The 23,885-nt window shown below is 64.7% G+C and carries 19 protein-coding genes and 1 pseudogene; 6 read left to right on the top strand and 14 right to left on the bottom strand.

The features are described 5' to 3' along the window. The first annotated feature begins 232 nt into the window (after positions 1 to 232). Positions 233 to 2,794: a LuxR C-terminal-related transcriptional regulator gene (locus SD72_RS13365; protein ID WP_042544963.1), complete on the top strand. Its 2,562-nt coding sequence runs from the start codon at positions 233 to 235 to the stop codon at positions 2,792 to 2,794. Between the two features lie 39 nt (positions 2,795 to 2,833). Here the strand turns inward: SD72_RS13365 and SD72_RS13360 are convergent, their stop codons facing one another. Further along, the gene (locus SD72_RS13360) at positions 2,834 to 4,297 is read right to left on the bottom strand and encodes a phytoene desaturase family protein (protein ID WP_042544962.1); all 1,464 of its coding nucleotides are present in this window, start codon (positions 4,295 to 4,297) and stop codon (positions 2,834 to 2,836) included. 38 nt (positions 4,298 to 4,335) lie between these two features. Continuing rightward, positions 4,336 to 5,445 (bottom strand): fatty acid desaturase family protein, encoded by a 1,110-nt coding sequence (locus SD72_RS13355; protein ID WP_042544983.1) that lies wholly within the window; start codon positions 5,443 to 5,445, stop codon positions 4,336 to 4,338. Positions 5,446 to 5,734: 289 nt separating this feature from the next. Here SD72_RS13355 and SD72_RS13350 point away from each other — a divergent pair, with 289 nt between their 5' ends. The 4 genes from SD72_RS13350 to SD72_RS13330 all read left to right on the top strand — a co-directional run bounded on the left by SD72_RS13350 (position 5,735) and on the right by SD72_RS13330 (position 13,823). Continuing rightward, on the top strand, positions 5,735 to 7,258 hold the full coding sequence (locus SD72_RS13350; RefSeq protein WP_042544961.1) for a SulP family inorganic anion transporter: 1,524 nt from the start codon (positions 5,735 to 5,737) through the stop codon (positions 7,256 to 7,258). Between the two features lie 705 nt (positions 7,259 to 7,963). Further along, positions 7,964 to 11,089 carry an Ig-like domain-containing protein gene (locus tag SD72_RS13340; protein WP_042544959.1) on the top strand — a complete coding sequence of 1,042 codons (3,126 nt, stop codon included), beginning with the start codon at positions 7,964 to 7,966 and terminating at the stop codon, positions 11,087 to 11,089. Between the two features lie 121 nt (positions 11,090 to 11,210). After that, positions 11,211 to 12,701, top strand: a complete 1,491-nt coding sequence (locus SD72_RS13335; RefSeq protein WP_042544958.1) for a SpaH/EbpB family LPXTG-anchored major pilin — start codon at positions 11,211 to 11,213, stop codon at positions 12,699 to 12,701. A 93-nt stretch (positions 12,702 to 12,794) separates the two neighbouring features. Next, a complete protein-coding gene (locus SD72_RS13330; protein ID WP_084767219.1) occupies positions 12,795 to 13,823 on the top strand; it encodes a class C sortase in 1,029 nt (342 codons plus the stop codon). On the opposite strand, the gene SD72_RS13325 is transcribed toward SD72_RS13330, so the two are convergent. Genes SD72_RS13325 through SD72_RS13315 form a run of 3 tightly spaced genes read right to left on the bottom strand, consistent with a single transcriptional unit; the run spans position 13,768 to position 15,721 of the window. Then, positions 13,768 to 14,751 (bottom strand): M56 family metallopeptidase, encoded by a 984-nt coding sequence (locus SD72_RS13325; RefSeq protein WP_042544957.1) that lies wholly within the window; start codon positions 14,749 to 14,751, stop codon positions 13,768 to 13,770. The genes SD72_RS13330 and SD72_RS13325 overlap by 56 nt on opposite strands. Beyond that, positions 14,748 to 15,149: a BlaI/MecI/CopY family transcriptional regulator gene (locus tag SD72_RS13320; protein ID WP_042544956.1), complete on the bottom strand. Its 402-nt coding sequence runs from the start codon at positions 15,147 to 15,149 to the stop codon at positions 14,748 to 14,750. The genes SD72_RS13325 and SD72_RS13320 overlap by 4 nt, the downstream gene beginning before the upstream one ends. Beyond that, positions 15,146 to 15,721 carry a hypothetical protein gene (locus tag SD72_RS13315; protein WP_042544955.1) on the bottom strand — a complete coding sequence of 192 codons (576 nt, stop codon included), beginning with the start codon at positions 15,719 to 15,721 and terminating at the stop codon, positions 15,146 to 15,148. Before SD72_RS13315 ends, SD72_RS13320 begins: the two co-directional genes overlap by 4 nt. 179 nt (positions 15,722 to 15,900) lie before the next feature. Here SD72_RS13315 and trxA point away from each other — a divergent pair, with 179 nt between their 5' ends. After that, on the top strand, positions 15,901 to 16,317 hold the full coding sequence (gene trxA / locus SD72_RS13310) for a thioredoxin (RefSeq protein WP_042544954.1): 417 nt from the start codon (positions 15,901 to 15,903) through the stop codon (positions 16,315 to 16,317). A 14-nt stretch (positions 16,318 to 16,331) separates the two neighbouring features. Here the strand turns inward: trxA and SD72_RS13305 are convergent, their stop codons facing one another. From SD72_RS13305 to SD72_RS18515, 9 genes and pseudogenes are all read right to left on the bottom strand, one after another. Continuing rightward, positions 16,332 to 17,198, bottom strand: coding sequence for a cytochrome c biogenesis CcdA family protein (locus tag SD72_RS13305; RefSeq protein ID WP_042544953.1), 867 nt, complete (start codon positions 17,196 to 17,198; stop codon positions 16,332 to 16,334). A 3-nt stretch (positions 17,199 to 17,201) separates the two neighbouring features. Next, entirely contained in the window at positions 17,202 to 17,906 is a 705-nt protein-coding gene (locus tag SD72_RS13300) for a DsbA family protein (protein ID WP_042544952.1), read from the bottom strand. A gap of 79 nt (positions 17,907 to 17,985) precedes the next feature. Continuing rightward, positions 17,986 to 18,870 (bottom strand): metal ABC transporter permease, encoded by an 885-nt coding sequence (locus SD72_RS13295; protein WP_042544951.1) that lies wholly within the window; start codon positions 18,868 to 18,870, stop codon positions 17,986 to 17,988. After that, entirely contained in the window at positions 18,867 to 19,610 is a 744-nt protein-coding gene (locus SD72_RS13290) for a metal ABC transporter ATP-binding protein (RefSeq protein WP_042544950.1), read from the bottom strand. Before SD72_RS13290 ends, SD72_RS13295 begins: the two co-directional genes overlap by 4 nt. Next, the gene (locus SD72_RS13285) at positions 19,607 to 20,542 is read right to left on the bottom strand and encodes a metal ABC transporter substrate-binding protein (protein ID WP_232299784.1); all 936 of its coding nucleotides are present in this window, start codon (positions 20,540 to 20,542) and stop codon (positions 19,607 to 19,609) included. Before SD72_RS13285 ends, SD72_RS13290 begins: the two co-directional genes overlap by 4 nt. A 217-nt stretch (positions 20,543 to 20,759) precedes the next feature. Next, positions 20,760 to 21,308: a GNAT family N-acetyltransferase gene (locus tag SD72_RS13280; protein WP_042544948.1), complete on the bottom strand. Its 549-nt coding sequence runs from the start codon at positions 21,306 to 21,308 to the stop codon at positions 20,760 to 20,762. Between the two features lie 27 nt (positions 21,309 to 21,335). Then, positions 21,336 to 22,445, bottom strand: coding sequence for an HTTM domain-containing protein (locus tag SD72_RS13275; protein ID WP_052492697.1), 1,110 nt, complete (start codon positions 22,443 to 22,445; stop codon positions 21,336 to 21,338). After that, positions 22,442 to 23,302 carry a DUF5819 family protein gene (locus tag SD72_RS13270; RefSeq protein WP_157000590.1) on the bottom strand — a complete coding sequence of 287 codons (861 nt, stop codon included), beginning with the start codon at positions 23,300 to 23,302 and terminating at the stop codon, positions 22,442 to 22,444. The genes SD72_RS13275 and SD72_RS13270 overlap by 4 nt, the downstream gene beginning before the upstream one ends. A 125-nt stretch (positions 23,303 to 23,427) precedes the next feature. Then, positions 23,428 to 23,885, bottom strand: a pseudogene (locus SD72_RS18515) (hypothetical protein); the annotation flags it as partial.

Below are 23,885 nucleotides of genomic sequence, written 5' to 3'. Positions count from 1 at the left end.
GCCTCTCACCCGCATCAAAGATGAGATACCTTCCCCCAAATCGGTATCGTGGTGAGAGAGGTTGAGTGTGCGGGGAGTGGGCTTCCCCCCATCGCTTCCCCCAAATATTGCGACTCCCCGCACACCAACCCATCTTCATCTCTCGCGAACATCTCCTATATGCAGGACACACGCGGACCGCTAATGTCGGTATCACGAAGCTGCTGTCCAGCAGAAGGAAAGGTTCCTGCCCATGGATAAGAGATCCGAGGCGATGCGTCAGGCCGTCGCCGCGCTGGAATCGGGCGGCTCGGTCCAGGTCTTCGGTGGGCACGGCAGCGGAAAGACGGTGTTTCTCCATCGGGTCGCTGAACGCTTCGAAACCAGGGGCTGGCGTGCGTTGAAGATCCGTGGCAATCGGTCGTTCAGCGGCACACCGCTCATGGCGCTCGCAATAGCCGGGGTGGTGTCAGCCGAGTCGGGCCGAGTCGGAGCAGTCGCCGCAGCGATCGACGAGCTCGACTCACTCCTCCCGGCCCAGCGAGCACTCATCGTCGTCGACGAGCCAGAGCTCGTCGACGACGCCAGTGGCGGCGTGATCTCGGAGCTGCTCGCGCGAAGACGTATCGCACTCATCGTCGCCCGCGCTGCAGGTCCGAGGAAGCAAGAAGCGGCAGACTTCGACTGGCTCACTGACCCTTCCGGGCTCGGCATCCGGCTCGGGCCGATGCACTACGACGACCTGAGCAGGATCGTCGGTGAACATGTCTCTGGCCCGATCGGCTCGGCGGCGATGAGTCAGATCTTCGCGAGTTCGGGCGGCAACCCCGGTCTTGCGAGCGCGATCACCGCCTCTGCAGTGCATGAGGGGCGACTCGTCGACCGCGAGGGCGAGTGGGGGCTCACAGGAAGCCTCTGGAGCGACTCCCTCACCCCGTACCTTGAATCGGTTCTCACCACACTGTCCTCGCCGCAGTGGGACGCCCTCGAGATGCTCGCCCTCCTCGGCATCGTCGAGGCAAAGACATTCCTTGAGCTCAATGATAAGGACGTACCGGTGCAGCTTGAGGAGGCGTCGCTCATCGAGTTCTATCCCGCTGATGGCCAGTTGCTCGTCACGGTGTCTCCGCCCCTGCTCGTTGATTACTTCCGCAACCGGCCCGCGGTCGCTCGCCGCCATCGACTCAGCGAGGAACTCGAGGAACGGTTCCAGGGAGACAGGCAGTCGCTTGCGCGGTTCCAGCCTCGCGAACTCACGAGCTCCTCAGACGCGCCGTTCGTTCGACTCGTGCACGAGCACATGCGCAACCGGCTCATCCTTGCGCAGTCAGAGTGGGAGCGCGCGCCTTCGAAGGCAACAGCGGCGCAACTCATCGAAGTCTCCATCACCGCCGGGGCCCCACAGGAAGCAATCGACACGCTGTTTACCGTGTCAGAGTCGCTACACGGCGACGAGGCAGCATCCGTGCGGTGGGCGCTCCTGCGCTCCGAGTACCTCATCTTCGCCGCTGGTGAGCACGAACAAGCCATCCGATATCTCGAAGGCGAGGCACATCGCTATCCTCGCCTCGGCGGCCTCCTCCTCACGCGGGCGTTCGAGGTCCGCAGCTCTGTGTTCCGCTCGGGTGATGCCGTTGATCTCCCAGACCCCACCAACGAGGATCTTGACCCGCGCGTGCGGTCTGCGGTGCACGCGGTACTCGGGATGCATTTTATGTTCCGGGGTAGGCTCCCGTCGGCACACCAGCACCTCGTGGCAGCCGAACTCTTCACCGGTCGCGCCGAGAGCGTCGACCAGATCGCGCTGCATGTCCTCACCAGCTACTTCGGGGATTCCCCGCACGAGGCCCGTGGGATCGGTGAGCGCGGGCACGCGCGCTCGATGGTGTCTTTCTCGAGCGTGGAGATCCGCGGCTACAACTATTTGAACGCGCTCATGGGCATCCTCGACGGCAGGACAAGATCCGTAGAGGAGGCCATCCGGGTAACGCTTTCGCTGGGCGCACCGATCCGGCGCCCCCCGTTTGTGCACATCACGCTGCTCGTGCTTGGAACGGTTCTCGCCGCTCGGCGCGGCGATGCCGCCCGTGTCGCACTCTTCACAGCTCAGCTCAGCGCCCTCGACGCGCCCGACAGCCCCGTCCCCGGCGGTTCTCGCGCATGGGCGCACGCTCAGATTCTCGCGAGCGACGGCCGCCCCGGTGAAGCAGCGGACCTCATGCAGCGTGATGCAGACAGCAACTGGGAGCGTGGCCTGGTGCTTACTGCTGCGTTCAACTATCTGATTGCCCTCGAGTTCGAGCCAACCCAGGAGCGGTTGGATGCGTCTCGTGAGCGCATCCTCGCGGTCGACTCGGAGTATTTTTCGAGTTTCCTCGAGTACATCACCGGGATCGTCGCCTCCGACGCGCAAGCCCTGCTCTCGGCCGCGTCGCGCTTTGCCCAGGCTGGCCGCTTCGGCCATGCGTTGACCGCCTCTCGGCTCGCGGGGGCGGTAGCTGAAGCGGCAGGAGACACCGCCAACGCGAAACGTGCGCATGCACTCTGGTCGCAGGTCTCGGGAAACCTCCCCCACGACGACTACTCCGAGATTGCCCTGTCGGCGAGCACGCCAAGGTTCACCACGCGGGAGCTCCAGATCGCGACGCTCGCCGTCAGCGGGATGAGCAACCAGGAGATCGCCGACGAGCTCGTGCTGTCTGTGCGCACGGTTGAGAGCCACATGCACCGGTTGATGAAGAAGGCAGGTGCAGAGAGCAGGAGTGATCTCGGCTCGCGCCTCCCCAATGTGCGCCCTGGCGGCCGTTGGGACTAGCCTGATCGGTGCGCCTGGCGGCTCCCGGCTGAGAGCCAGCTATCCGAGCGCGAGCTCAGGCGCGCCGAGTCCGTAAACGGTGCGCAGTGCCGACCGGGCGGCGTACCAGCCAGAGAGTCCGTGCACACCGGGGCCTGGCGCGGTCGAGGACGAGCACAGATAAATATCGCCTGCCGGCGTCCGCCAGGGATCCCGCGCGAGCGTCGGGCGCGCAAGGAGCTGTCTGAGCGACACCTCCCCAGAGCTAAAGTCCCCGCCAATGTAGTTTGCGTTCTCCACGCTGAGCTCCGCGGCCGGTGTGACCTGGACATCGACGATTCGCTCGCGAAATCCCGGAGCGAACCGTTCAATCTGGTCGAGCACGGCGGGGCCAACATCGGTTGTCGATCCGCGCGGGACATGCGTATAGCTGGACACTGCGTGGACGCCCGCCTGGTTGCGCGAGGGATCGAATGCTGCGGCCTGCGTGAGCAGCACGTATGGGCGCGCTGGGTGTCCGCCGAGGGCCACTGTTCGCTCAGCCGCGGCGATCTCGGCGCGTGTGCCTCCGAGGTGCACCGTCGGGGCATCGGCAACCCGTTGGTCACGCCACGGGATCGGCCCGTCGAGTACCAGGTCGACTTTCGCTGCGGCGTTGCCGTACCGAAAGCGTTCAAGCTTGCGCCTGTAGTTGTCGGGGAGCGCGTCTGCCGCGATCGCGGCGAGCGCGCGAGCCGAAGTATCAAAGAGCTTTGCGTCAAAATCTGCGAGCTCGCGCACGTCCGTGATCGCCCGCCCGGTTTCGATCCTTCCGCCGTGTGCGAGGAAGTCAGCGGCGAGCGCGTCGGTGATCGCCTGCGATCCGCCGACGGGCACCGGCCAACCGGTCGCGTGCCCGAGGGCTCCGAGCACAAACGCTACACCGGAATTTGCCAGCGCTGGCATCGGCCCGACGTTGTGGGCGGCGACACCAGCGATGAGCGCTGGCGCCCGGTGCTCACGGAATCGCAAATTCCACAGCGGGGAGCCCTGTTCCAGGGTGCGCGCGCCGAGCGTGACGGCGGCGAGCAGATCGCTTGGCCAACGCAGCAGTGCGCCTCCCAGCGCCACATCGAGCGTCCCTGCAAGTCGCGAAAGGACGGGCCGCAGCAGGCGCGCGTATGCTGCGCCGTCTCGCCCGAGTTCCGCCGCGGTCCGGTCGAGATCGCGGTAGGCGACCGCTGCGTGATCGCCGGCTGAACCGTCGAGCGGGTGAGCATAGGAGGCTTCTGGGACGACGAAACTCATGCGTTTTGCGAGTTCGAACTCGCGGAAGAAACCAGTTGCGAGCGCCATCGGATGGATCGCTGAGCAGACATCGTGTCTGACGCCGGCGCGGACGTGCTCGGTGGTTCGCGCGCCGCCACCGATCGTGTGCGCCGCTTCAAACAGGGTGACGGGCACTCCAGCGCGCGCGAGGGTGACCGCCGCGGCGAGGCCGTTTGGGCCGGAGCCGATGACGGCGGCGCCGCGTGAAAACCCCATGGTCTCAGAGTCTAGCTTCACGCGGCGCCGCGAAGTGGTTACGCCTTGCGGTACTCTGCCCGGATTGGGCAGTCAAACGGGTCGCGTGCGGCAAGGCCGACACGGTTGAGGTATTCGATGACGATCGCGTAGGACCGCAGGAGCGAGGTCTCGGTGTACGGCACACCGAGCGTCTTGCAGTGCTCGCGGACCAAAACGCGGACCTTGGACAGGTGCGGCCTGGCCATGCTCGGGAAGAGGTGGTGCTCGACCTGGTAGTTGAGACCGCCCATGAGCCACGTTGCCCACCAGCCGCCCCGGATGTTGCGTGACGTGCGAACCTGCTTCGTGAAGAAGTCGAGCTTGGCGTCGTGGGCGATGACCGGCATGCCCTTGTGGTTCGGCGCAAAAGACGCTCCCATGTAAACGCCAAATACTGCGAGTTGCACGCCCATGAACGCAAACGCGAGGCCGACCGGCAAGAACAGAAACACTGGAACGAGAATGATCACGAAGCGCGCGACGATGATCGAAAGCTCGATCCAGCGTCCCTTCACTGGCTCGCGCCGCAGCAGGTGCACGATGCTGTGCCTGTGCAGGTTGAGGCCCTCAAGCGTGAGGAGTGGGAAGAACAGCCAGCCCTGGCGCTGGGTAATGAACCGCAGCACGCCGCGGGCCTTTACCGCGTCTTCCTCGATGAACGAGATCGTGTCGATCTCGATGTCGGGATCTTTGCCGACGCGGTTGGGGTTGGAGTGATGCCTCGTGTGCTTCGAATCCCACCAGGCGTAGCTCATCCCGATGCTGGCAGCGAGGACGCGGGCGAGCCGGTCGTTCTTCGGGCCGGTCGAGAGGATCTGGCGGTGCGCTGCCTCGTGGGTGAGGAACGCGATCTGGGTGAACAAGAGGGCGAATGCCGCGGCCATCAACAGCTGGAACCAGCTGTCGCCGAGCAGGATGGAGCCCGTGATCGTCGCGGCGAGGCCGACGGTGATCGCGAGTCCGACGATCGCATAGAACCAGGGTGTCCTGGCGAACAGCCCTGACTCCCGAGCGACCTGTGAAATGTTCGTGTACGCCTTTGCAACCGGCGGAAAGTCTGCGGCGCGGGCCCGCGTGAAACGCAGTGGCCCGAGGCCATCTAATGTCTGAGGAGCGGTCGTCGTCATGAGCGGCACCTAATCCCGTTCCGAGCCGCTGGGTGAGCTGCTCTGGTCAAGCCACTGGCGTTTGCCGATCGCTGGCCTCAGCGTACCCCGGGCCCTGTACCCAGAGGGGCATGTAGCAGAAAAAGACAGGGAACTCATAGCATTCGCGCATCGTGCCGTGTGCCTGCCGCGGCGGCGCCGCGCCTAGGCTACAGTTCGAACTGCGTACGCTTGGGCCGTGAGCCGGCCCGCCACCGCTGCAGAGCATCGACAGAATGCTTCGCCTCACCGCCCAAACCGAAAGACACACATGCCACGATCCGTGTCAGCAGCAACAAGCGGCGGTGTTGTCGCGCCACGCCACACGGTGCTCCAGGCCTTTCGTTCCCCGCGATTGCTCCTGCGCGAGGCCCTCGCCGGCCTCGTGGTCGCGCTCGCGCTCATTCCCGAAGCCATCTCGTTCTCCATCATCGCGGGGGTCGACCCTAAGGTAGGGCTTTTCTCGTCCTTCATCATGGCCGTGTCCATCGCTTTTCTCGGCGGCCGCCCTGCCATGATCACGGCAGCAACCGGAGCGGTGGCCCTCGTCATCGCACCCGTTATGCGCGACTACGGCATGGACTACTTCATCGCGACCGTGCTCCTCGCCGGCGTGCTCCAGATCTTGCTCGCCGTGCTCGGCGTCGCGAAACTCATGCGATTTATCCCGCGCAGCGTCATGATCGGCTTCGTGAACGCGCTCGCGATCCTTGTGTTCGGCGCGCAGCTCCCCGAGCTCATAGGCGTGCCGTGGGCGGTCTACCCGCTCGTCGCCGCCGGCATCCTCATCATGGTGCTCATGCCGAGGATCACGAGGGTCGTGCCGGCCCCGCTCGTCTCCGTGATCATCATCACCGCGGCAGCGGTCGTGTTCGCAATCAACGTGCCAACGGTCGGCGATAAGGGCGCACTCCCCGACAGCCTGCCCGAACTCTTCGTGCCGAACGTGCCGCTGACCTGGGAAACCCTGAGCATCATCGGGCCGTTCGCCCTCGGCATGGCGCTCGTCGGGCTCATGGAGTCGCTCATGACCGCGAAGCTCGTCGACGAGATCACCGACACCCGCTCGAACACGACCCGGGAGAGCTGGGCGCAGGGCGTCGCGAACCTGCTCTCCGGGTTCTTCGGAGGCATGGGTGGCTGCGCTGTCGTCGGCCAGACAATGATCAACGTCAAGGTCTCCGGCGCGCGAACGCGTATCTCGACGTTCCTCGCCGGCGCTTTCCTGCTCGTGCTCATCCTCGTGCTCGGCGACCTCGTCGCGATCATCCCGATGGCCGCACTCGTCGCTGTCATGATCATGGTCTCCGTTGCAACCTTCGACTGGCATTCGATTGCTCCCACAACGCTCAGGCGGCTGCCAAAGAGCGAGACCTTCGTCATGCTCACCACCGTCGCAGTCGTGGTCGCCACTCAGAATCTCGCGGTCGGCGTCGTCGTAGGGGTCTTCGTCGCCGCCATCATGTTCGTGCGCCGCGTTGCCCACGTCGTGTCGGTCGAGCGCGAAATCACGGGTGAGGGGGACGCCGCCGAGGCCACGTACACAGTCACCGGCGAACTATTCTTCGCCTCGAGCAACGACCTCACCACGATGTTCGAATACACGCGCGATCCGAGCCGCATTGTCGTCGACCTCACCCGCTCACACATCTGGGACGCGTCCTCGGTCGCCGCCCTCGACACGATCGTGACAAAGTACGCCCGCCTGGGCACGACCGTCGAGATCGTTGGCATGAATGAGCTCACGCGAGACTTTCACGGACGACTCAGCGGCGGACTCGGCACGCAGCTTTAGCTGTGATTGTGCGCTTTCCTCGCGCGCTTTCAATCCTCGTGGGCTATGGTCAGGCTTGGGCACCCCTTCAACGGAAGGAGATGTGATGTCCAGTAAAGATCGTGGCCAGAAGGCCACCAAGAAACCCGCGGCGCAGACGCTCAAAGAGAAGCGAGCTGCGAAGCGAAGCAAGACCGAATCAAACAGTTCACAGTTGAACCGAGATAAGTAGCGAGCCCGGTGGCGCACGTTCTGTGCGCCACCGCCGGCTCGGATCCGGACATTCCTCGCTCTCCTCAGGCTACTGGCGCCCGAGAGCGGACTACTGAGGCCGAAACACCCCGGCTACGGCGGGCCTTCCGCCACTACTGCTTTCGATCCGAATCCCCTTCGCAAACCGCCAGACGAGCCTCAGCTGGGCGGCGCAACGGGCCATGCTCTTGAGTGGGAACGCCCCGCTCGTACACTCCAGGCACACCGATCGTGCTTACCGCTTCGCGTTCCCCCTTGCCCCGGCTGCAAGGGACCGCCCGGTCAACTCCTGCGTGAGACAGCCTTGTTCGCTCTCACTCAGAAGGAACACCAGTGTCTCGACGTGTCTCGACGCAGCGCCCCGCCAAGCAGGGAGCGCGAAAGAGGGCCTCCAGCTCGCGGTCCGCGCGACTCCCATGGCGCGCGCGCAGCGCATCTGGAGCATTCCGACGCGCGCTCACCACGCTCAGTATTGTGCTCCTCGCGATGGGTGCTGTGCCGACGCCAGAGCCGGCACAGGCAGCCGCTGGAGACCGCGTCGAATTCCCCTGGGTCATGCAGGTCAGCAAGAACCAGCCCAATCTCTTCCCGATCTACAGCGCAGGCTTCCCCGGCTGTGTCACCGGCTCGGACTCCTTCAATGTGTGCCGCACCTACGGTTTCTCCTACCCGAACACTGCTGAGGCGCTGGACTACGCAGACCTCTGGTCGTTTCCAGCGGCGGGCGAACAGGGTCTCGTTATCCGCAAAGACGGCGCGTGCTTCACACACGGAACAGCGTCCGGGGTGCACGCGAACGGCGACTTCACGCAGGTCAAACTCAAGGGGAGCGCTGAGTGCAACCCGAGCGGATCAGCCACGGCGCTGAAACACTCGGTCTGGTATCACGATCCCGTGGAGCGCACACTCGTCGCCGTCGAAAACGGGGCGAGAAGTTCGTTTGCCTTCGGCTTTGATAACACGGTCAACCCAGGCCACGAGACTTCCCCAGCCGGCAAGCTCACGAACGGCCAATCGCCCATGGGAGGTGGGTGGGTGTTCCCCGATCCCAGGCTCTTTCCGCAGACCCCCGTCCCCAGCGGCCCAGACGTCGCCAAGTCGGCGCTCACCGTGTCGACAGGGATCCGCGCCCCGAACGGCATCAAGGAGCACACGGCTACCGCAACCGTGAAGAACAGCGCTGGGACGGTGCTCGCCGGCCAGACCGTAAACTTCCGGATCTTCAACGAGGCCGGCTCCGCGCTCGCAACGACCGCGAAGATCAAGGCGTCGGGGACAACCAATGCAAGCGGACAGGCCATCGTGCCGATTACCGCGACAGCCGCAGGCACCTACACCGTCGAGGCGACGATCGGCGGCAAACACATCACCGACTCGATGAAGAAGCGCGTCACGTTCGCCTACGAAGTGTCGCAGGGCAACTCGATGCTCGAGGTTTCGTCCAACACCCGGTACGTGAACGGGCCGGATCCCCACACGACAAAGGCGACGATCCGCAGCTCAGCCGACACGGGAAGCGTCGGTATGGCGGGTCAAGACGTCACGTTCACCATGCTGACATCGACCGGCGCGGCGACCACGGACGCGAAGGTACTTCCCGGCACCGTACGGACCAACAGCGCGGGTGTCGCTGAGGCAACAATTACGGCGACCAAAGCCGGCACCTACCGGGTGCAAGCGAAGGTCCTGGGCTCGCATATCTCGGGCTCCCCCAACCTCACCGTAACCTTCATCGACAAGCCTGTTGACCCGCCAGTTGACCCGCCAGGCGGCGTCGACCTGTCGAAGTCCGCGCTCACCGTCACAACCGGAAGCAGAGAAGCAAACCACAAAACCCAGCATCACCAGGCGATCGCAGGGATCAAGGATGCCAACGGAGATGGGCTCTCATGGCAGGCCGTGTCCTTCAAGCTCTACAACTGGGATAGGACGCCTGCGACCGAGGCGACCATCACCAGTAGCGTCAACACGAACGCGCAGGGCCTCGCGCTCGCCAAGATTACCGCCAGCGCCGCTGGAAATTACTGGGTCGAGGCGAGGGTGGGCGGCAAGGAGATCACCAACTCGAACAAGCTGTACGCGGTGTTTGTCGACGCACCGCCGGTCGTCTCGCCCGAGCAGTCGAGCCTGTCGGTCACCGCCCACAAACCATACGCAGACGGCGTATCCGAGCACCAAGCAACCGCCACAATTCTCAGCACGACCGGCACGGCCATGCCGACACAAACGGTGCAGTTCGCGGTGTTCACGCAAACCGGCACCGCGACGACCGATGCCATCATCACCGCGAGCGCCGCGACCGATGCAACGGGCAAAGCGATCGCGACCATCACAGCGAAAAAACCCGGGCTCTACATGGTCGAAGCGACCGTCGGTGGCAAGCCGGTCACTGGCTCGCGCCAACGCTTCGTCGAGTTCATCGCCGTGCCCCTCGTGACCATGACCTGCCCTGCACCAGATTCACAGGACGGCACCGTCACGCTTGGCGGCGCGAACGTGCCAATCACGGCGACAAAGGTGCGGGTGTACAAGCGTGAGGGCACTGGAGCGGCACAGCTCTGGGGCGACGCGGTTCTCTCCGGGAGCGGCGTGGAGCGCACCTGGAGCTTCACGGGAAAGACTCCCCTGCCATCGGGCACCTTCACCTTCACCGCACGCTCCGTCGATGCCGCTGGCAAGGAATCCGCGGATTCTGCCCCTGCATGCCCCATGACGGTCACCCGAGAGCTACCGCTCACTGGAGAGAAGCACATTGCACCAGTGCTGCACCAGTCGACCTGGGTGCCTGAGATCACGGAGAACAACTGGGAGATCACGGTCACCGAGGGCACAACGGTCCAGGTCATTAGCGGTGGCGGTTCCGCCGAGCTCACGCCGGGAAAGAGCTACACGCTCGGCGAGCGCCTCCGCGCCAAGCCCGTGCCAGAACCGAGCGCGAAGCTCTACACGCAGGCAGGCAACTTCGCCTGCCTCGACGGCGGGGGGATCCCCCTCCCTTCGAGTGTGTTCAACGCCGCAACCGGCGTCATCACACTCGACGCATCCGGGTCTACTCGGGTTACTCCTCCTATTTCGTGCGCTGTCACCAATCAGACCGCGAACGTATCGTTCATCACCAAGCGCGAGGGCGGCCAGCAGGAACTCCCGGCACGCGGCTGGAAACTCGACATGGCAAGCGCAGCTGACGGCTTCGATGTGTCGCTCGACGACATCTACACGGTGCTCGATGCACGGCCGGGCACCTACGACCTCACCGCGACCGCACCAGCGGGCCTGAGCGTCGCGGGCATCGAGCGGCTGCGGCTGGGCGTTCCCGCGTGCCGCGCACTCGCAAACGACCCGATCAGCGCGCGTGAATCCTGCTGGGAACGCATTGGCGACGGTGGTCGCGGCGTCACCGACGCGGTACCTCAGGGGTCCCACTCGGTGTTCCGGGTGCTTACCGCCGCCCCACTCGAGATGCCTGCGCTTCCGCTGACAGGAGGCATCGGTTCGTGGCAGTTCACCGCTGCCGGAGGCGCGGCACTGCTGCTCGCCGCCTCCGCCTACGTGCTGCGCTCGCGTCGAAGCGTGCTGCGCTCGGCTCAGGCCAACAGGTAGCAGCGGCGCGGTTGCCTGAAACGGCCCCTTACCTCTTTCCCCCATCCTCTCGATGTTGCGCTGCTCACCGCTGAACAACACGAGAATCCCCCAACACATATGACAACCGAAAGGACACGTTGTGAATCCCACACCAACTCGAAAGCTCCGAGGCGTCGCACTGCTCGGAGCAGCTGCAATCGCCGCAGGCGCAATCGGCTTCGGCGCGACCCCCGCGTTTGCGGCGCAGCCAGGCGACGGCGGCACCGGCTCCGTCACCGTGCACAAGCTCGAGCAGCCTGACGGCGACTTCGGCGCGAACGATGGTTCGGAGCTGCAGCTTCCGTCGACCGCGGTGCCGCTTGTCGCTGGCTTCAAAGTCTGCACGATCAACGGCATCGACCTGAGCGTTGCCTCCAACTGGAACCGGATGAAGAACCTCACCGCGACCGCCGGAGCCGCCGCAGGCGACGCGCCGATCGTGACCGAAGCAGGAACCGCGCTGACGCTCTCCTGCACTGGTGCCGAGCAGCTCACAAACATGGCTGACGGCACGACAAAGTTCGACCTTGCGGCTGACAAGGCATACGTGGTCTTCGAGAGCACGCCTGCCGACAATGCGAAGTCTGTTGCAGCCCCGACGATCATCACGGTGCCGCTCCCCGTCGCCGGCGCGGCAAGCCCGGCCCAGGCGTGGAACTACAACCCGCACATTTACCCGAAGAACATCATCGTCGGCTCCGGCGCGACGAAGACGGGCGACCTCGTCGGAGACCGCGTGAGCTTCGACGTGACCGTGCCGGTGCAGCCGCTCGCAGCCGATGAGAAGTACTCCGAATTCCGCATCGACGATCAGCTCTCGGGCGAGATCGCCTATACCGGTGGTTCCGTCAATCTCGTCGCGAAGAACGGTGCAAGCGTAGCCCTCATCGAGGGCACCGATTACACCCTCACCCCCGCAACCAACGTCGTCGGAACGAACGTGCGACTGAATTTCCTCGCGCCCGGTCTCGCGAAGCTTGACGCGAACATCGGCGGCAAGATTGTGCTCACGATCAACGCCGATCTCAAGGAGAGCGGTACCACCGCCAACGAGGCGAGCATCACGATCAATGGCAAGACCACCGACCCGGGCACCGGCCCGGAGATCACTGACCCGGAGAACTTCTGGGGCGGCATCCACATCATGAAGGAAGCCAAGCTCGTCGGCGGCGGCGCGAACGTTCCGCTCGCCGGCGCTACCTTCGATGTCTACACCGCTGCTGCCGCCGCAACCGACTGCCCGGCAACGCCGGACACCGGTGCGGTGAAGATCCGTGGCAGCTTCGTCTCGGGCTCTGACGGCACGACCAGCAAGGTCACCGTCGCTCAGGGTAAGTACTGCGTCTACGAGACCGGCTACCCCGCAGGCTACAAGCCGCTCGTAGGCGGCCAGCTCTTCACGGTCGATGATTCTGATCTCGCCGCGACCGTCGTCAACGTGCAGGTCGGCGTAGACGATGGCGATCTGCCGTCGCTCCCGATCACGGGTGCCGCTGGCAACGTCTTGCTGCTCGGCGGCGGCGGGCTCGCGCTCATCGTTGCTGGTCTTCTCTTCGCGGCACGTCGCCGCAAGGAGCACGCACAGGCGTAGCCTCCGCGGTCCTCGGCCGGGTGCGTCCATCGCGGACGCACCCGGCCGAGGCTTCTCTGTTTCACACCGATCCCCAGCCGCAACGAGAGCCACATGTCACCTCATCCCATAGTCACCCCAACCGCATCGGGGCCGAAGCACTCCCGCAGGAGGCTCGGACATGGCAATACCCGCCGTGCCTGGAAGATGAGCTGGCTCAATCTCAGTATCGCCGTGCTCTGCCTGATCGGCATTGGCCTCGTCGGCTACCCGACAGCTGCCGGCTGGGTCTCGCAGTACAACCAGTCGAACATCCTCTTCGACCAGACTCAGGCAACCGCAGCACAGGCACGCGAGGAGCTCCGTGCCCAATTGGACGCGGCGCAGGCCTACAACGAAGCCCTCCACTCGGGCGCGCTCCTCGAGTCGGGCGCCAACGTCGCTTCCGGCACGGGCGTCACCGAAACAACCCTTGACTATTGGAAACTACTCGCCGGCGAGTCTTCGACGATCATGAGCCGCCTCCGCATCCCCGCAATCGACCTTGACCTTCCCGTCTATCACGGTACGAGTGATGCGACCCTGCTGAAGGGTGTCGGGCACCTGCAAGGCACGTCGCTTCCCGTTGGAGGCGAAGGGACCCGGTCGGTGTTGACCGGCCACCGAGGCCTCGCGAACGCGACCATGTTCACCCACCTCGACCGCGTCAAGAAGGGTGATGTGTTCAGCGTTGAGGTGCTCGGCGAGGTGCTCAGCTACCGCGTCGACACGATCCAGATCGTCGATCCGGATGCCACCGAGCAGATCCGCGCGGAGCCGGGCCGCGATCTCATGACCCTCGTCACCTGTACGCCGCTGGGCATCAACACTCAGCGCATCCTCATCACCGGCGAGCGGGTCATACCGACGCCACACGGAGAGATCGAGGCAATGTCGGCGAAGCCAGACGTACCTGGTTTCCCGTGGTGGATCGTTATCGGCGGCGGCCTCGTGGTGGGTGTCGGCGTGTGGTTTTGGCGCTCGGGCTACCGCTCAGTGCCCCCGGCGAAGACCGCGCTGCAGGGCGCAAGCGCCGGTGTGCTCGCCCCTACAGGCACCCAGCGAGCAGGGCGAGCACGAACGGCAAGTGCACGGCAGCAATAACAGCGGCGAGCATGAACGCATACATGCCTGCGGCCGCGGCCAGCGCGGTGCTCGCTGGCGGTCGGGGCGCTCCGACGAGGTGGCGAATGCGCTCTGAGCCCGCTGCGTGGAGCACGGCGTGCGCTGGCAGCTTCCCCGCTGACTCCGGGATGCCCGGCTGGCCGAGTTTGAGAAGGGCACCGGCAAGGGCGTCGGTGCCTGCCGCCTGCTTCGCTGCCCGATCCGCAGCGATCTCCAGATAGTGCGGCACTGCGGAGCGCACCTCGCGGATGAGGGGGATCCATCTCAAGTACCGTGTCGCGCCGTTGAGGATCGCGACAATGAGGTGGTGCCGTTCGTCGAGGTGAGCCTGCTCGTGCGCGAGCACCGCGGCGAGTTCCGCCTCGGAGAGCGACGCGACAGTGCCGCGCGACAGGACGATGCCGCCGTGTCGATGCGGGAGCGAGAAGGCGAGGAGCGCTGTGTCCTGGGTGATGCGCGCAGTGTTGCCGTGCAGACGTACTCGCTCACTCGCGGAGCGCACCGTCAGGCTGAGTTGTGACTGCGAGCGCCGCAGCGCCGCGAACTCGCGTGCGAGCCCGATGAGGACGGCGACGACCCCGAGCGACGGAAGCGCGAGCGGCACGATCGCAGGAACCCCAATCGTCACGGCACTCTCCCCGAACGGACTCGCCGCGCTCAGGCATCGATCGCATACGTCGGCGACCTGCTGCGGCAGCCAGTCAGGGCCCGAACTCATCCAGGCGACAACCGGGCCGAGGGCGACGAGCGCCGCGATCCAGAGCACTGCGGTGAGGCTGAGCGCGATCGCCGCGAAGCGTGGAATTGTCGCGAGCGCAGGAGCAGCGCGGCGCAGCAGCCGCGGCCCACCGAGTGCGGCCGCGGCAAGCACGCTCGAGAGGAGCAGCGCGATGAGTGGCTGTGTCACTGTGGCGGGTCCCCACCGAGGAGGTGCCTGCGCAGCAGCTCGAGGTCGTCCTCCGGCATGCCATCAACGAAGTGCAAGATCGACGCCTCGCGATTTCCCGATGCGTCAAGGGCGTGCTCCATGAGGTTTGCGGCGTGCGCCTCGCGGCTGACGGAGGCGCCATAGAGCGTCGTGTGCCCAGCCTTCCGGGTGCTCACGAGACCTTTCTTGCGGAGGTTTCCCAGCACGGTAGCGATCGTCGTGTACGCGGGGTCGGTGGGGAGCCGATCGATGAGCTCCCGCACGGTGGCTCCTTCGGACTCCCAGAGGAGGTCCATGACCTGCGCTTCGAGAGTTCCGAGCCGCGCCGGCTCTCCCTGTGAGAGGTCACCGCCTGCGTGTGGTGTGATCGCGTTCATCGTGAGAGCTCCATCTGTGTGTCCGAGGATGGCACCGGCGTGGTCGCCCGCACTGGGCACGCGACCTGGCCACTGAGCCGCCAGACGAGCGCAACGGCGGTGAGCACGAGTGCCGCACCCGCGAGCACGGGCTGCAGCGGCGCAAACCAGGTGATGGCACCAGAATAGCCGAGCGCTATGAGGGCGATCTTGTTGCATACCGGGCAGCCGACGGCGAACCAGGTCAGCACTCCCCCTGCGATCCCCATCCGGCTGCTCCGCCGCTCGGCCTGCGGTATCTCGGCGCTCCCCCCGCTGGCTGCTGTGGCTGCTGGTTGCCGCACGTAGGTCGCGCTCAGGAGGCCGACGCCAATCGCGGTGAGCACCCACACGGGATAGTTCCACCACACGGTGTCGATCTCTCGCGCGAACCACGGGTTCGGGATCAGCACGGTGCCGACGCCAACGACGGCAGCGAACCCGGCCGCGACGAATCCGGCGATCGCGAACTGCTTCGGCGACCAGCTGCGAAGCGCGCGGCGCGCGAGGGTGAGCCGTTGCCTCGCTGCGGCGATACTGCGGGGACGAGCCATCACGGTTTCCTTTCACCGGGGGCGATCGAACGCCGCAACTTACTATGTACCGTAGTAACGGTAGGGGGTGACCCTGCAACCCCGCTGAACGGCCGCGACCGTGGCCGACTGTCAGCGGCGCAACGTACGATTGTCGAAAGAGAGGGAGGCGCGAGAGAGACCCTTGCGCGCCGCACACTATGAGCACAGTTGAAATCACGAAAGACAACCTCGAGCAGACCATCACGGACGGCGGGATTGTGGTCCTCGACTTCTGGGCGGCCTGGTGCGGCCCCTGCCGCTCCTTCGCGCCGGTGTTCGAGAAATCCTCCGAGACGCACGAGGACATTGTGTTCGGCAAGATCGACACTGAGGCCGAGCAGGAGCTTGCTGGAATGTTCGGCATCACCTCGATCCCAACGATCATGGCGTTCCGTGACGGGGTCAACGTCTTCGCGCAGGCTGGCGCGCTGCCAGCCCCCACCCTCGAACAGCTCATCGACGCCGTCCGCGGGCTCGATATGGACGAGGTTCGCACGCAGCTCGCGCAGGAAGCCGCGAATGGCGGAAGCGACGCTGAGCGCGACCCAGCGCAGGTTACGCCGGAGGGTGCGTAGCCGCGCGCGCCTGATCACTTCGCTCCCTGGGAGACGAGCTGCTCGGTACGCTGCCTTGCGCGCTTGCGCCGCGCAGCAACCCACACCCAAAGCGCAGCGGCGGTCACCCCGAGGATTCCGAGCACGTCGAACACCGGGCTTGCGAACACGGCTCCCTGCTCTTGCGCCCAGGCGAGCACGGAGGTGGGCACGAGCGAGGGCAGCGATACCAGGCCGTTCGTGAACCAGAACAGCAGCCCGACTCCGATGATGAGCAGCCCGGTGGCGAGTGACGTTGTGTGGAGCTGCCTTCCAAAGACCGTGATGGCCCTACCGCGGAGCAGTCGCTGCCCACGCTGGCCGATCCGCTCCCAGAGGGCGGCGATCACCACGAGCGGAACGACCATGCCCGCCCCGTAGACCGCGAGGAGCGCACCCGCCATGAGGCTGCTGCCCTGGCCGAGCGCGAGCGTGAGCACAGCGCCAAGAATGGGCCCGGCGCAGAAGCCGGCAACGCCGCCAACCGCCCCGAGCAGGAAGGTGCGCACGAGCCCCTTCCTCCCTGAGGCCCGTCGTTGCACAGCCGTCGCCCCGGGAAGTACCCGCGACAGGTCAAAGCCGAATCCGAGCGCCTGCAGGGTGCCAAGCACGACGAGCAGCACCGAGGTCAGTGCGATGATCAGCCCCCGCTGTTCGATGAAGAGGGACCCGAGGGCTCCAACACCGAGCCCGAACGGCACGAGCGTGACCACGAGCCCAAGGTAGAACACTGCACCGTGGACGAGGAGCTTCAGCTTCGCCCCAACGGTGGAGGCGAAGAACGCCGGAAGCAGCAGTGCGCTGCAGGGGCTCAAGAGCGCGAGCACTCCGCCAAGGAATGCCGTAACGAAACCAATATTCATGCGCTATCCCACCTTCGCAAGCGCACGCTCGAACGCGTCAATGAACACGCCGCTCGGCTGGGCGCCGACGATGGGCTCGCCCCCGAGCACAAACGTTGGGGTGCCAGACACTCCGAGCTGTTGCCCCGATGTCGCGTATCCCCGCACGAGCTCGAGTGTCTCCGGTGCCTCGAGATCTGCGACAAACTGCGCGGTGTCGAGCCCGAGCTTGCCGGCGAGCCCGGTGAGTGCTTCTTCGGTCAGCTCGTGCGGCGCGAGATGCTCTCCGTCAGGGAACAGTGCGTCGTGGAACTCCCAGAATTTCCCCTGCTTCGCGGCCGCGTGTGCGGCGAGCGCGGCACGCTCGGAGTCGGCGCCGTACTGGTTGACGTCACGCCACTCGATGCGCAGGTCACCACGCTCGGCATACTCGAGCATTGTTGGAAGGGTGTCTTGTGTCCACTTCGCACAGAAGGGGCACTGGTAGTCGGAGTACACGACCAAGCCGACGGGCGCATCGAGCGGCCCAGCGGACTGCACATCGCTCGGGTCGCGACTTTCGATGTAGCTGAGATCCATTTCGTCTGGCTGCTCGGCTGCCGCGCCCCCCGGGGCCGAGCGACCCGACGTGACCTGCAGAACGACGAGGGTGATGAGCAGTCCGGCGATGGCGATGATTCCGATTGGCAGGATCCACGACCGGACCCGCGCTGCGGTAGTTTGCGACATTCTTCTCCTCAGGTGATTACTATGAGTGATAGTAAACTATGCTGCATAGTAATCCCTGCGAATTGGATGAACGCGCCGCTTACGCTCTCCCGGCGACAGTCGAGAGCTGCTTGCGCCGACGGCGCGCAAGCAGCCGCGTGCCAATGAGTCCGTGGCGCGGGCTGAAGAGGTACGTGAGTGCAAATGCCGCACCCTGGGCGAGGACCACCATCCCACCAGATGCGGTGTCGAGGTAGTAACTCACGAACAGCCCGATCACCGCGCAGACCGCCGAAATAGCCGGAGCGATGACCAGCATTCGCGAGAACTTGTCGGTGAGCAGGTAGGCCGTCGCACCCGGAATAATCAGCATCGCAACCACCAGCACCACCCCGACGGCTTGGAGCGCGACGACCGAGGTGAGCGCGAGCAAGCCCAGCAGCATTGCTCCGAGCATCCTGGGGTTCAACCCAAGAGCGTGCGCGTGCGTCGGGTCGAAGGCAAACAGGGTGAAATCCCTCCGCTTTGCGACGAGCACAACGAGGGTTACCGCGCCCAGGATGGCCACTTGCAGCAGGTCGGCCGACGAAACACCGAGCAGATTCCCGAAGATGATGTGATTCAGGTCCGTCTGCGAGGGAGTCACCGAGATGAGCACCAGCCCGAGCGCGAACAGCGTCGTGAATACGATGCCTATCGCAGCATCCTCTTTGACCCTGCTGGTATCCCGAACCGCACCGATGAGGGCGACCGCGAGAAACCCGAACACCACAGCACCGAGCGCGAACGGCGCCCCGACGATATAGGCGAGCACGACACCGGGGAGCACGGCGTGCGACACCGCATCCCCCATGAGCGACCACCCGATGAGCACAAGCCAACACGACAGCACCGCGCACACGACCGACGCAATGAGGGTCGTGGCGAGCGCGCGCACCATGAAGTCGTAGCTCAACGGCTCGAGAAAGAAGTCGATGAGGTTCATGCGGACTCTCCCCTTCCCAGCACGTCGAGCCCGAAGGCCAGCGCGAGATTCTCGGGCTGGAGCACGTCCGCGGGCGGCCCGTGCATGAGCACTCGACGCATGAGCAGGATCGCCTCATCGGCGAGCGCGGGGAGCGCGTGCAGATCGTGTGTCGACACCAGCACGGTAGCCCCTTCGTCTGCTAGCTCGCGAAGCAGACGCGTGATCGTCGCCTCTGAGCGCTTATCCACCCCGGCGAACGGCTCGTCAAGCAGCAGTGTAGTTGCCCCCTGCGCGATCCCCCTCGCAACGAAGGTGCGCTTCTTCTGCCCGCCCGAAAGCTGACCGATCTGCCGGTCAGCGTATTCGGTGAGCTCGACCCGCTCAAGCGCAGAGGCCACGGCGGCATGGTCGGCCGCGCGCGGGCGGCGCGTCGGGCCCATCTTTCCGTACCGGCCCATGAGGACGACGTCGCGCACGGAAAGCGGGAACGCCCAGTCGACGTCTTCGCTCTGCGGAACGTACCCCACCGCGCCAGTTTTTCGCACTTTCGCAGGAGAATGCCCGTTGATCAGCACGCTCCCTGTGTCCGGGCGCACCATTCCCATGATGGCTTTGAACAGCGTCGACTTTCCCGACCCGTTCATCCCGACAAGTCCACAGACGCGGCCGTGCTCGATCGTGAGCGTTGCGCCGTCGAGCGCGAGCACCTCACCGTAGTGCACGGTGACATCATCAACGCGGATAGCGGCGGCGCTCATCTCTCGCCACCCGCGAGGCCTGCAACGATCGCTTCGGCGTCATGCCGGATGAGATCGAGATAGCTGGGGACGGGGCCGTCCGGCTCTGAGAGCGAATCGACGTAGAGCACATCGCCCAGCGTTGCCCCCGACGCCTCGGCTACCTGGCGCATCGGGGCGTCTGACACCGTGGACTCGCAGAACACAGCCGGAACGTCGTTCGCGCGCACGAACTCGATCACCGACGCGATCTGCCTCGGGGTGGCCTGCTGTTCGGCGTTCACCGCCCAAATGTACTTCTCAGTAAGGCCTGCATCGCGCGCAAGGTAAGAGAATGCGCCCTCACAACTAACGAGCGCTCGCTGGTGCTCCGGGAGCACCGCGAGAGCGGCAACGAGCTCATCCTGCACGGTCTGGAGCTCTTGCTTGTACGCCGCTCCGTTGGCTGCAAACTCGGCGGCGTGCTCTGGCGCGACTTCCGCGAACGCCTCGACCATGTTGTCGACGTACACCTGCACGTTCAGTGGGCTCATCCACGCGTGCGGATTCGGCATTCCGCTGTACGCATCCTCGCGAATGTCGATGGGAACGATGCCGTCGCTCACCACGACATGCGGCACGTCGAGGTCGGCGACAAACTGCGCAAACCATGCTTCGAGCCCCATCCCGTTGTCAAGGATCAGGTCGGCGTCGTTCGCCCGTCGAATATCCCCTGGGGTGGGCTCGTAGCCGTGGATCTCTGCGCCAACCTTGGTGATCGATTCAACCCGGAGATGCTCGCCAGCCACGTTCTCGGCGATGTCGGACAGCACGGTAAACGTGGTGAGCACGACGGGACGATCGTCGGCATCGGTTGCTCCGGAGGGCTGGAAAGTGCAGGAAGCAAGGGTGAGCGCACCGGCAGCCGCGAGTGCGATCGTGGCCAGGGTGCGCGCGCGGCGTGGGAAAAGCAACTCGTTGGTCTCCATCTAGTGGCGGGGCAGAGCGACGTCCAAGGCAGGACACACGCAGGTATTCGGTTTCCACAACTATAGACTTCGTTGGCCCGAACTTGCAAAAGAGTGCCCCTGAAGTCCCATCTATGAGGCTGCACGATTCCCACACAGCAGACAGCAAAGGGGCACCCGGGCTCATGCCCGGGTGCCCCTCGTTGCTGCGGTGCGCAGTCGCTTACTGTCGGTCTCCTGCGAGTAGCCCAAAGACGACGGTGTCGGTCCACTCGCCCTTGTTCCACCAGTCCTGCCGCAGATGCGCCTCACGGTGCATCCCCACTCTGCTCGCGAGCTTCGCCGAAGCAAGGTTGCGTGCGTCCATCTGAGCCACGACACGGTGCAGCGAGCCCCGCTCGAATCCCAATGCGATGATCGCACGCACGGCCTCCGCCGCGAATCCCTTGCCGCTGTGACGGGGATCAAGTACCCACCCCACCTCGGCGATCCGCCACTCGGTGTTCGTGATCCACAACTGCACGTCGCCGATCACGGCGCCTTCGAATTCGATCACAAGCGAGACGGCGCCGCTGGGGCCGACGAGGTCGGTCTTCGGCAGCCGCTCCGCCACTTTTTCGCGCGCGACCTCTTCAGTCCACGGGTCGTCAAGCAGGAATCGCGCAACATCGGGGTTGGCATAGATGGGTTGGAGCGCTGCAGCGTCCGCTTCAGTGTGCGGGCGCAACAGCAGTCGGTCGGTCTGGATCGGGTACGTAATATCGGTTGTCATACGCACCCCATTTTACGGCACCCCGCCTCAGCTTCCGGCGCCTATTCCCGCGCCGACGGGCTGGCGCAGCGCTTCCTCGTCCGGAGCCTTTGCAGTTTCGGGAAGCGACCGGCGCACGCGGCTTTTCTCCGGCCCTGCTGTGCGCCCAAAACGGCCCCTGAGCCAGTCAGCGAACTGTCGCCAGGTCCGGTCACGAATGAAGATCATGTCGCCGAGGATCATCATGAGCGAGAACCACGGGAGTGCGAGCAAGATGCCAATCGATGCGTGCATCCCGGTGACGACTACGAGCCCAACGATCCTGCTCCAGCGGTTCAGCAGCAGCACGGGGAACAGTAGCTGCCCGTACACGCTCACCCACGACGCGATGAAGACGGCTGGGGTGATTTGCCAGGCGAGATGATTGAGCGCTGGGAACAGCGTGAGTTCCTCAATCTGCAGCGGGTAGTAGGCGGCGACCCCCGAAATCCAGGTCGCTCCCTGCATTTTCCACAGCGCGCTCGTTACGTAGATCACGCACAGCTGATATCCGATCAGGATGACCGCCGCGTTGTTGCTGAGCACTGGGACCCACGCTGGTACACGCCACTTGCCGATACCGAGCCCAGCCGGCAGCTCTGCCCTGCGTGACCGAGCGCCGGCCGCCGCTTTTGTACGACGTCGCGAGTCAAGCGACCACCGGTACGACGTGTCAGCGAACAACAGGAAGATTAAGAAGACCCTGAACGTTTGATAGTGGCCAGTGTTCGTCACGACAGGGTCAAGCGATGAGAAACCTAACCAGAGCGCGACAAATATCGGCGAAACAATGCGCATTCGCCAGCCCAGAGCGTAGACCACGGCTACCGCCATCAACACCAAGATCTTGACGAGTTGGATGCCGTCTGGGTCTTCTCGCGAGAACAGGGCCGAGATCGGCCACATGTAGTCGTTCGCGGAGGAGTCGCGGAAGAGGGCTTCACCCCACCGCGACCCTGCCCCAAACGTATATGAGAAGTTCGGCAGGTACAGCGCAAGAATAACGACGGTCATCGAGCCGAGCCCGATTCGCATCAGAGCAAGCCCGTAGGTGGCGCGGCGAGCATCGAGCAGCCAGCCCATGAGTCGGTCCCACACCCGGGTCACAGGATGCGTCATGGTGCCACCTCTTCGTCACTCGTGTCGTTCGGGGATGACGTCTCGAGACCCGGAGTCACGCCCGCCTGCTCTGCCCACGCGTTGAAGCTCTTCGCGAAGGCCTCCCGATCTTGTCCTGGCCACTCCATCGCCGGCACCCATCCGAGCAGGGTGTACGACGATGCAGGCCGTTGCGCTTGCGGATCGTGCCGATCCTTCCAGCGAATCACCGGGTCGTATACCGCGCGCGTCTGCACCGCGAGCACTTCACCCTGATCGCCCCAGAGTGCGAGCGAAACCTGCGTGGCGTACGACGAGACAAAGTTGTCCGCGCGAATGAACGCCCGCACCGCGCCAGGGTTACTGTCGTCTGCCTCGAGCAGCGCATCCCGCAGCGCGTATAGGCCGTCACCGCCGAGATGATTCTCCTCAGCGACGGCCCGTTGGTCGTCGGTGAGCTTCTTGTATGCCCCCATCAGGCGCTCTGCACCAACGACAGACAGCTGCTTGCGCAGGGTCCTTCGATACTTGTCGGAGAGTTCCACTTCTGACGCGTTCACCCATTCGCTTCGAACCCGCTCGCCGTCTGGACGCTCGATCCAGGCTCGCACCCAAAGCTGGCGGTCAGTGTCGATGGGGTCTGGAGCAAAGATCCGGTAGTCCTGGACGAGGTATGGCCTGGCGTATTGATCAGCGGCCGCCCCGGGAAGAACTTGGTATTTGATTTCAGTCGACGGTGTATTTACTACCGCAGTAAAAAACATGTGTACCCCGAGCAGAACCACCGCAACGGCCGCAACAATTCGTGCACTTTGGGGCACACGCTCGCGTCGCTGGTCCGTCTGCTGCTCAGAGCCGTTGCCATTGGTTTTTGACATCGTTGCCACACTCACCGCTCTTTCTCCCCGTTGAAGAAGGATTGAGTTTTAAAGGGAAGCGTACTGGTGAAGGGGGCGGTCCCGATACTCCGATCTGGACCGCCCCCCTCAACCCTCAGCGCAACCTAGCTTCCGCTGTCACTCTCACCCGCACTCGTACGTGCCCGAAGCCGTGTCACCGTCAGGAGAGCACCTCCAGCGGCAAGCAAGCTCAGTGTGAGGAGCGGCATGAGGAACGACGAACCCGAACCCGTAGCCGGGAGCTGCTGGTGTCCCTTCGCTCCCTGGCCAGCTGGCTTGGTGCCCGGGCCTGCACCGACTCCGGGATCCTTGCCGGGGTCACTACCAGGCTCCGAACCAGGCTCGCTACCAGGCTCAGCACCGGGCTCGCTACCGGGCTCCGAATCAGGGTCGCTACCAGGCTCGGCACCTGGTTCGGTACCAGGCTCAGCACCAGGTTCGGCACCAGGCTCAGCACCTGGTTCGGCACCTGGTTCAGCACCTGGCTCCGAATCAGGATCGCTACCCGGCTCCGTGCCCGGCTCAGCACCAGGCTCAGCACCCGGATCCTGGTGTTGACCCG

This window comes from Leucobacter komagatae (assembly GCF_000834055.1).
GTDB lineage: Bacteria > Actinomycetota > Actinomycetes > Actinomycetales > Microbacteriaceae > Leucobacter > Leucobacter komagatae_A.
Note: the sequence above shows the minus strand (reverse complement) of the source record. Positions and strands in the feature narration are given on the sequence as shown.

Excerpts from the sequence above, each read along its gene's own strand:
- SD72_RS13330 (WP_084767219.1), top strand. The coding sequence starts at position 12,795 with ATGTCACCTCATCCCATAGTCACCCCAACCGCATCGGGGCCGAAGCAC.
- SD72_RS13320 (WP_042544956.1), bottom strand. The coding sequence starts at position 15,149 with ATGAACGCGATCACACCACACGCAGGCGGTGACCTCTCACAGGGAGAG.
- SD72_RS13305 (WP_042544953.1), bottom strand. The coding sequence starts at position 17,198 with ATGAATATTGGTTTCGTTACGGCATTCCTTGGCGGAGTGCTCGCGCTC.
- SD72_RS13365 (WP_042544963.1), top strand. The coding sequence starts at position 233 with ATGGATAAGAGATCCGAGGCGATGCGTCAGGCCGTCGCCGCGCTGGAA.
- SD72_RS13300 (WP_042544952.1), bottom strand. The coding sequence starts at position 17,906 with ATGTCGCAAACTACCGCAGCGCGGGTCCGGTCGTGGATCCTGCCAATC.
- trxA (WP_042544954.1), top strand. The coding sequence starts at position 15,901 with ATGAGCACAGTTGAAATCACGAAAGACAACCTCGAGCAGACCATCACG.
- SD72_RS13360 (WP_042544962.1), bottom strand. The coding sequence starts at position 4,297 with ATGGGGTTTTCACGCGGCGCCGCCGTCATCGGCTCCGGCCCAAACGGC.
- SD72_RS13315 (WP_042544955.1), bottom strand. The coding sequence starts at position 15,721 with ATGGCTCGTCCCCGCAGTATCGCCGCAGCGAGGCAACGGCTCACCCTC.
- SD72_RS13280 (WP_042544948.1), bottom strand. The coding sequence starts at position 21,308 with ATGACAACCGATATTACGTACCCGATCCAGACCGACCGACTGCTGTTG.
- SD72_RS13275 (WP_052492697.1), bottom strand. The coding sequence starts at position 22,445 with ATGACGCATCCTGTGACCCGGGTGTGGGACCGACTCATGGGCTGGCTG.
- SD72_RS13290 (WP_042544950.1), bottom strand. The coding sequence starts at position 19,610 with ATGAGCGCCGCCGCTATCCGCGTTGATGATGTCACCGTGCACTACGGT.
- SD72_RS13270 (WP_157000590.1), bottom strand. The coding sequence starts at position 23,302 with ATGTCAAAAACCAATGGCAACGGCTCTGAGCAGCAGACGGACCAGCGA.
- SD72_RS13355 (WP_042544983.1), bottom strand. The coding sequence starts at position 5,445 with ATGACGACGACCGCTCCTCAGACATTAGATGGCCTCGGGCCACTGCGT.
- SD72_RS13350 (WP_042544961.1), top strand. The coding sequence starts at position 5,735 with ATGCCACGATCCGTGTCAGCAGCAACAAGCGGCGGTGTTGTCGCGCCA.
- SD72_RS13295 (WP_042544951.1), bottom strand. The coding sequence starts at position 18,870 with ATGAACCTCATCGACTTCTTTCTCGAGCCGTTGAGCTACGACTTCATG.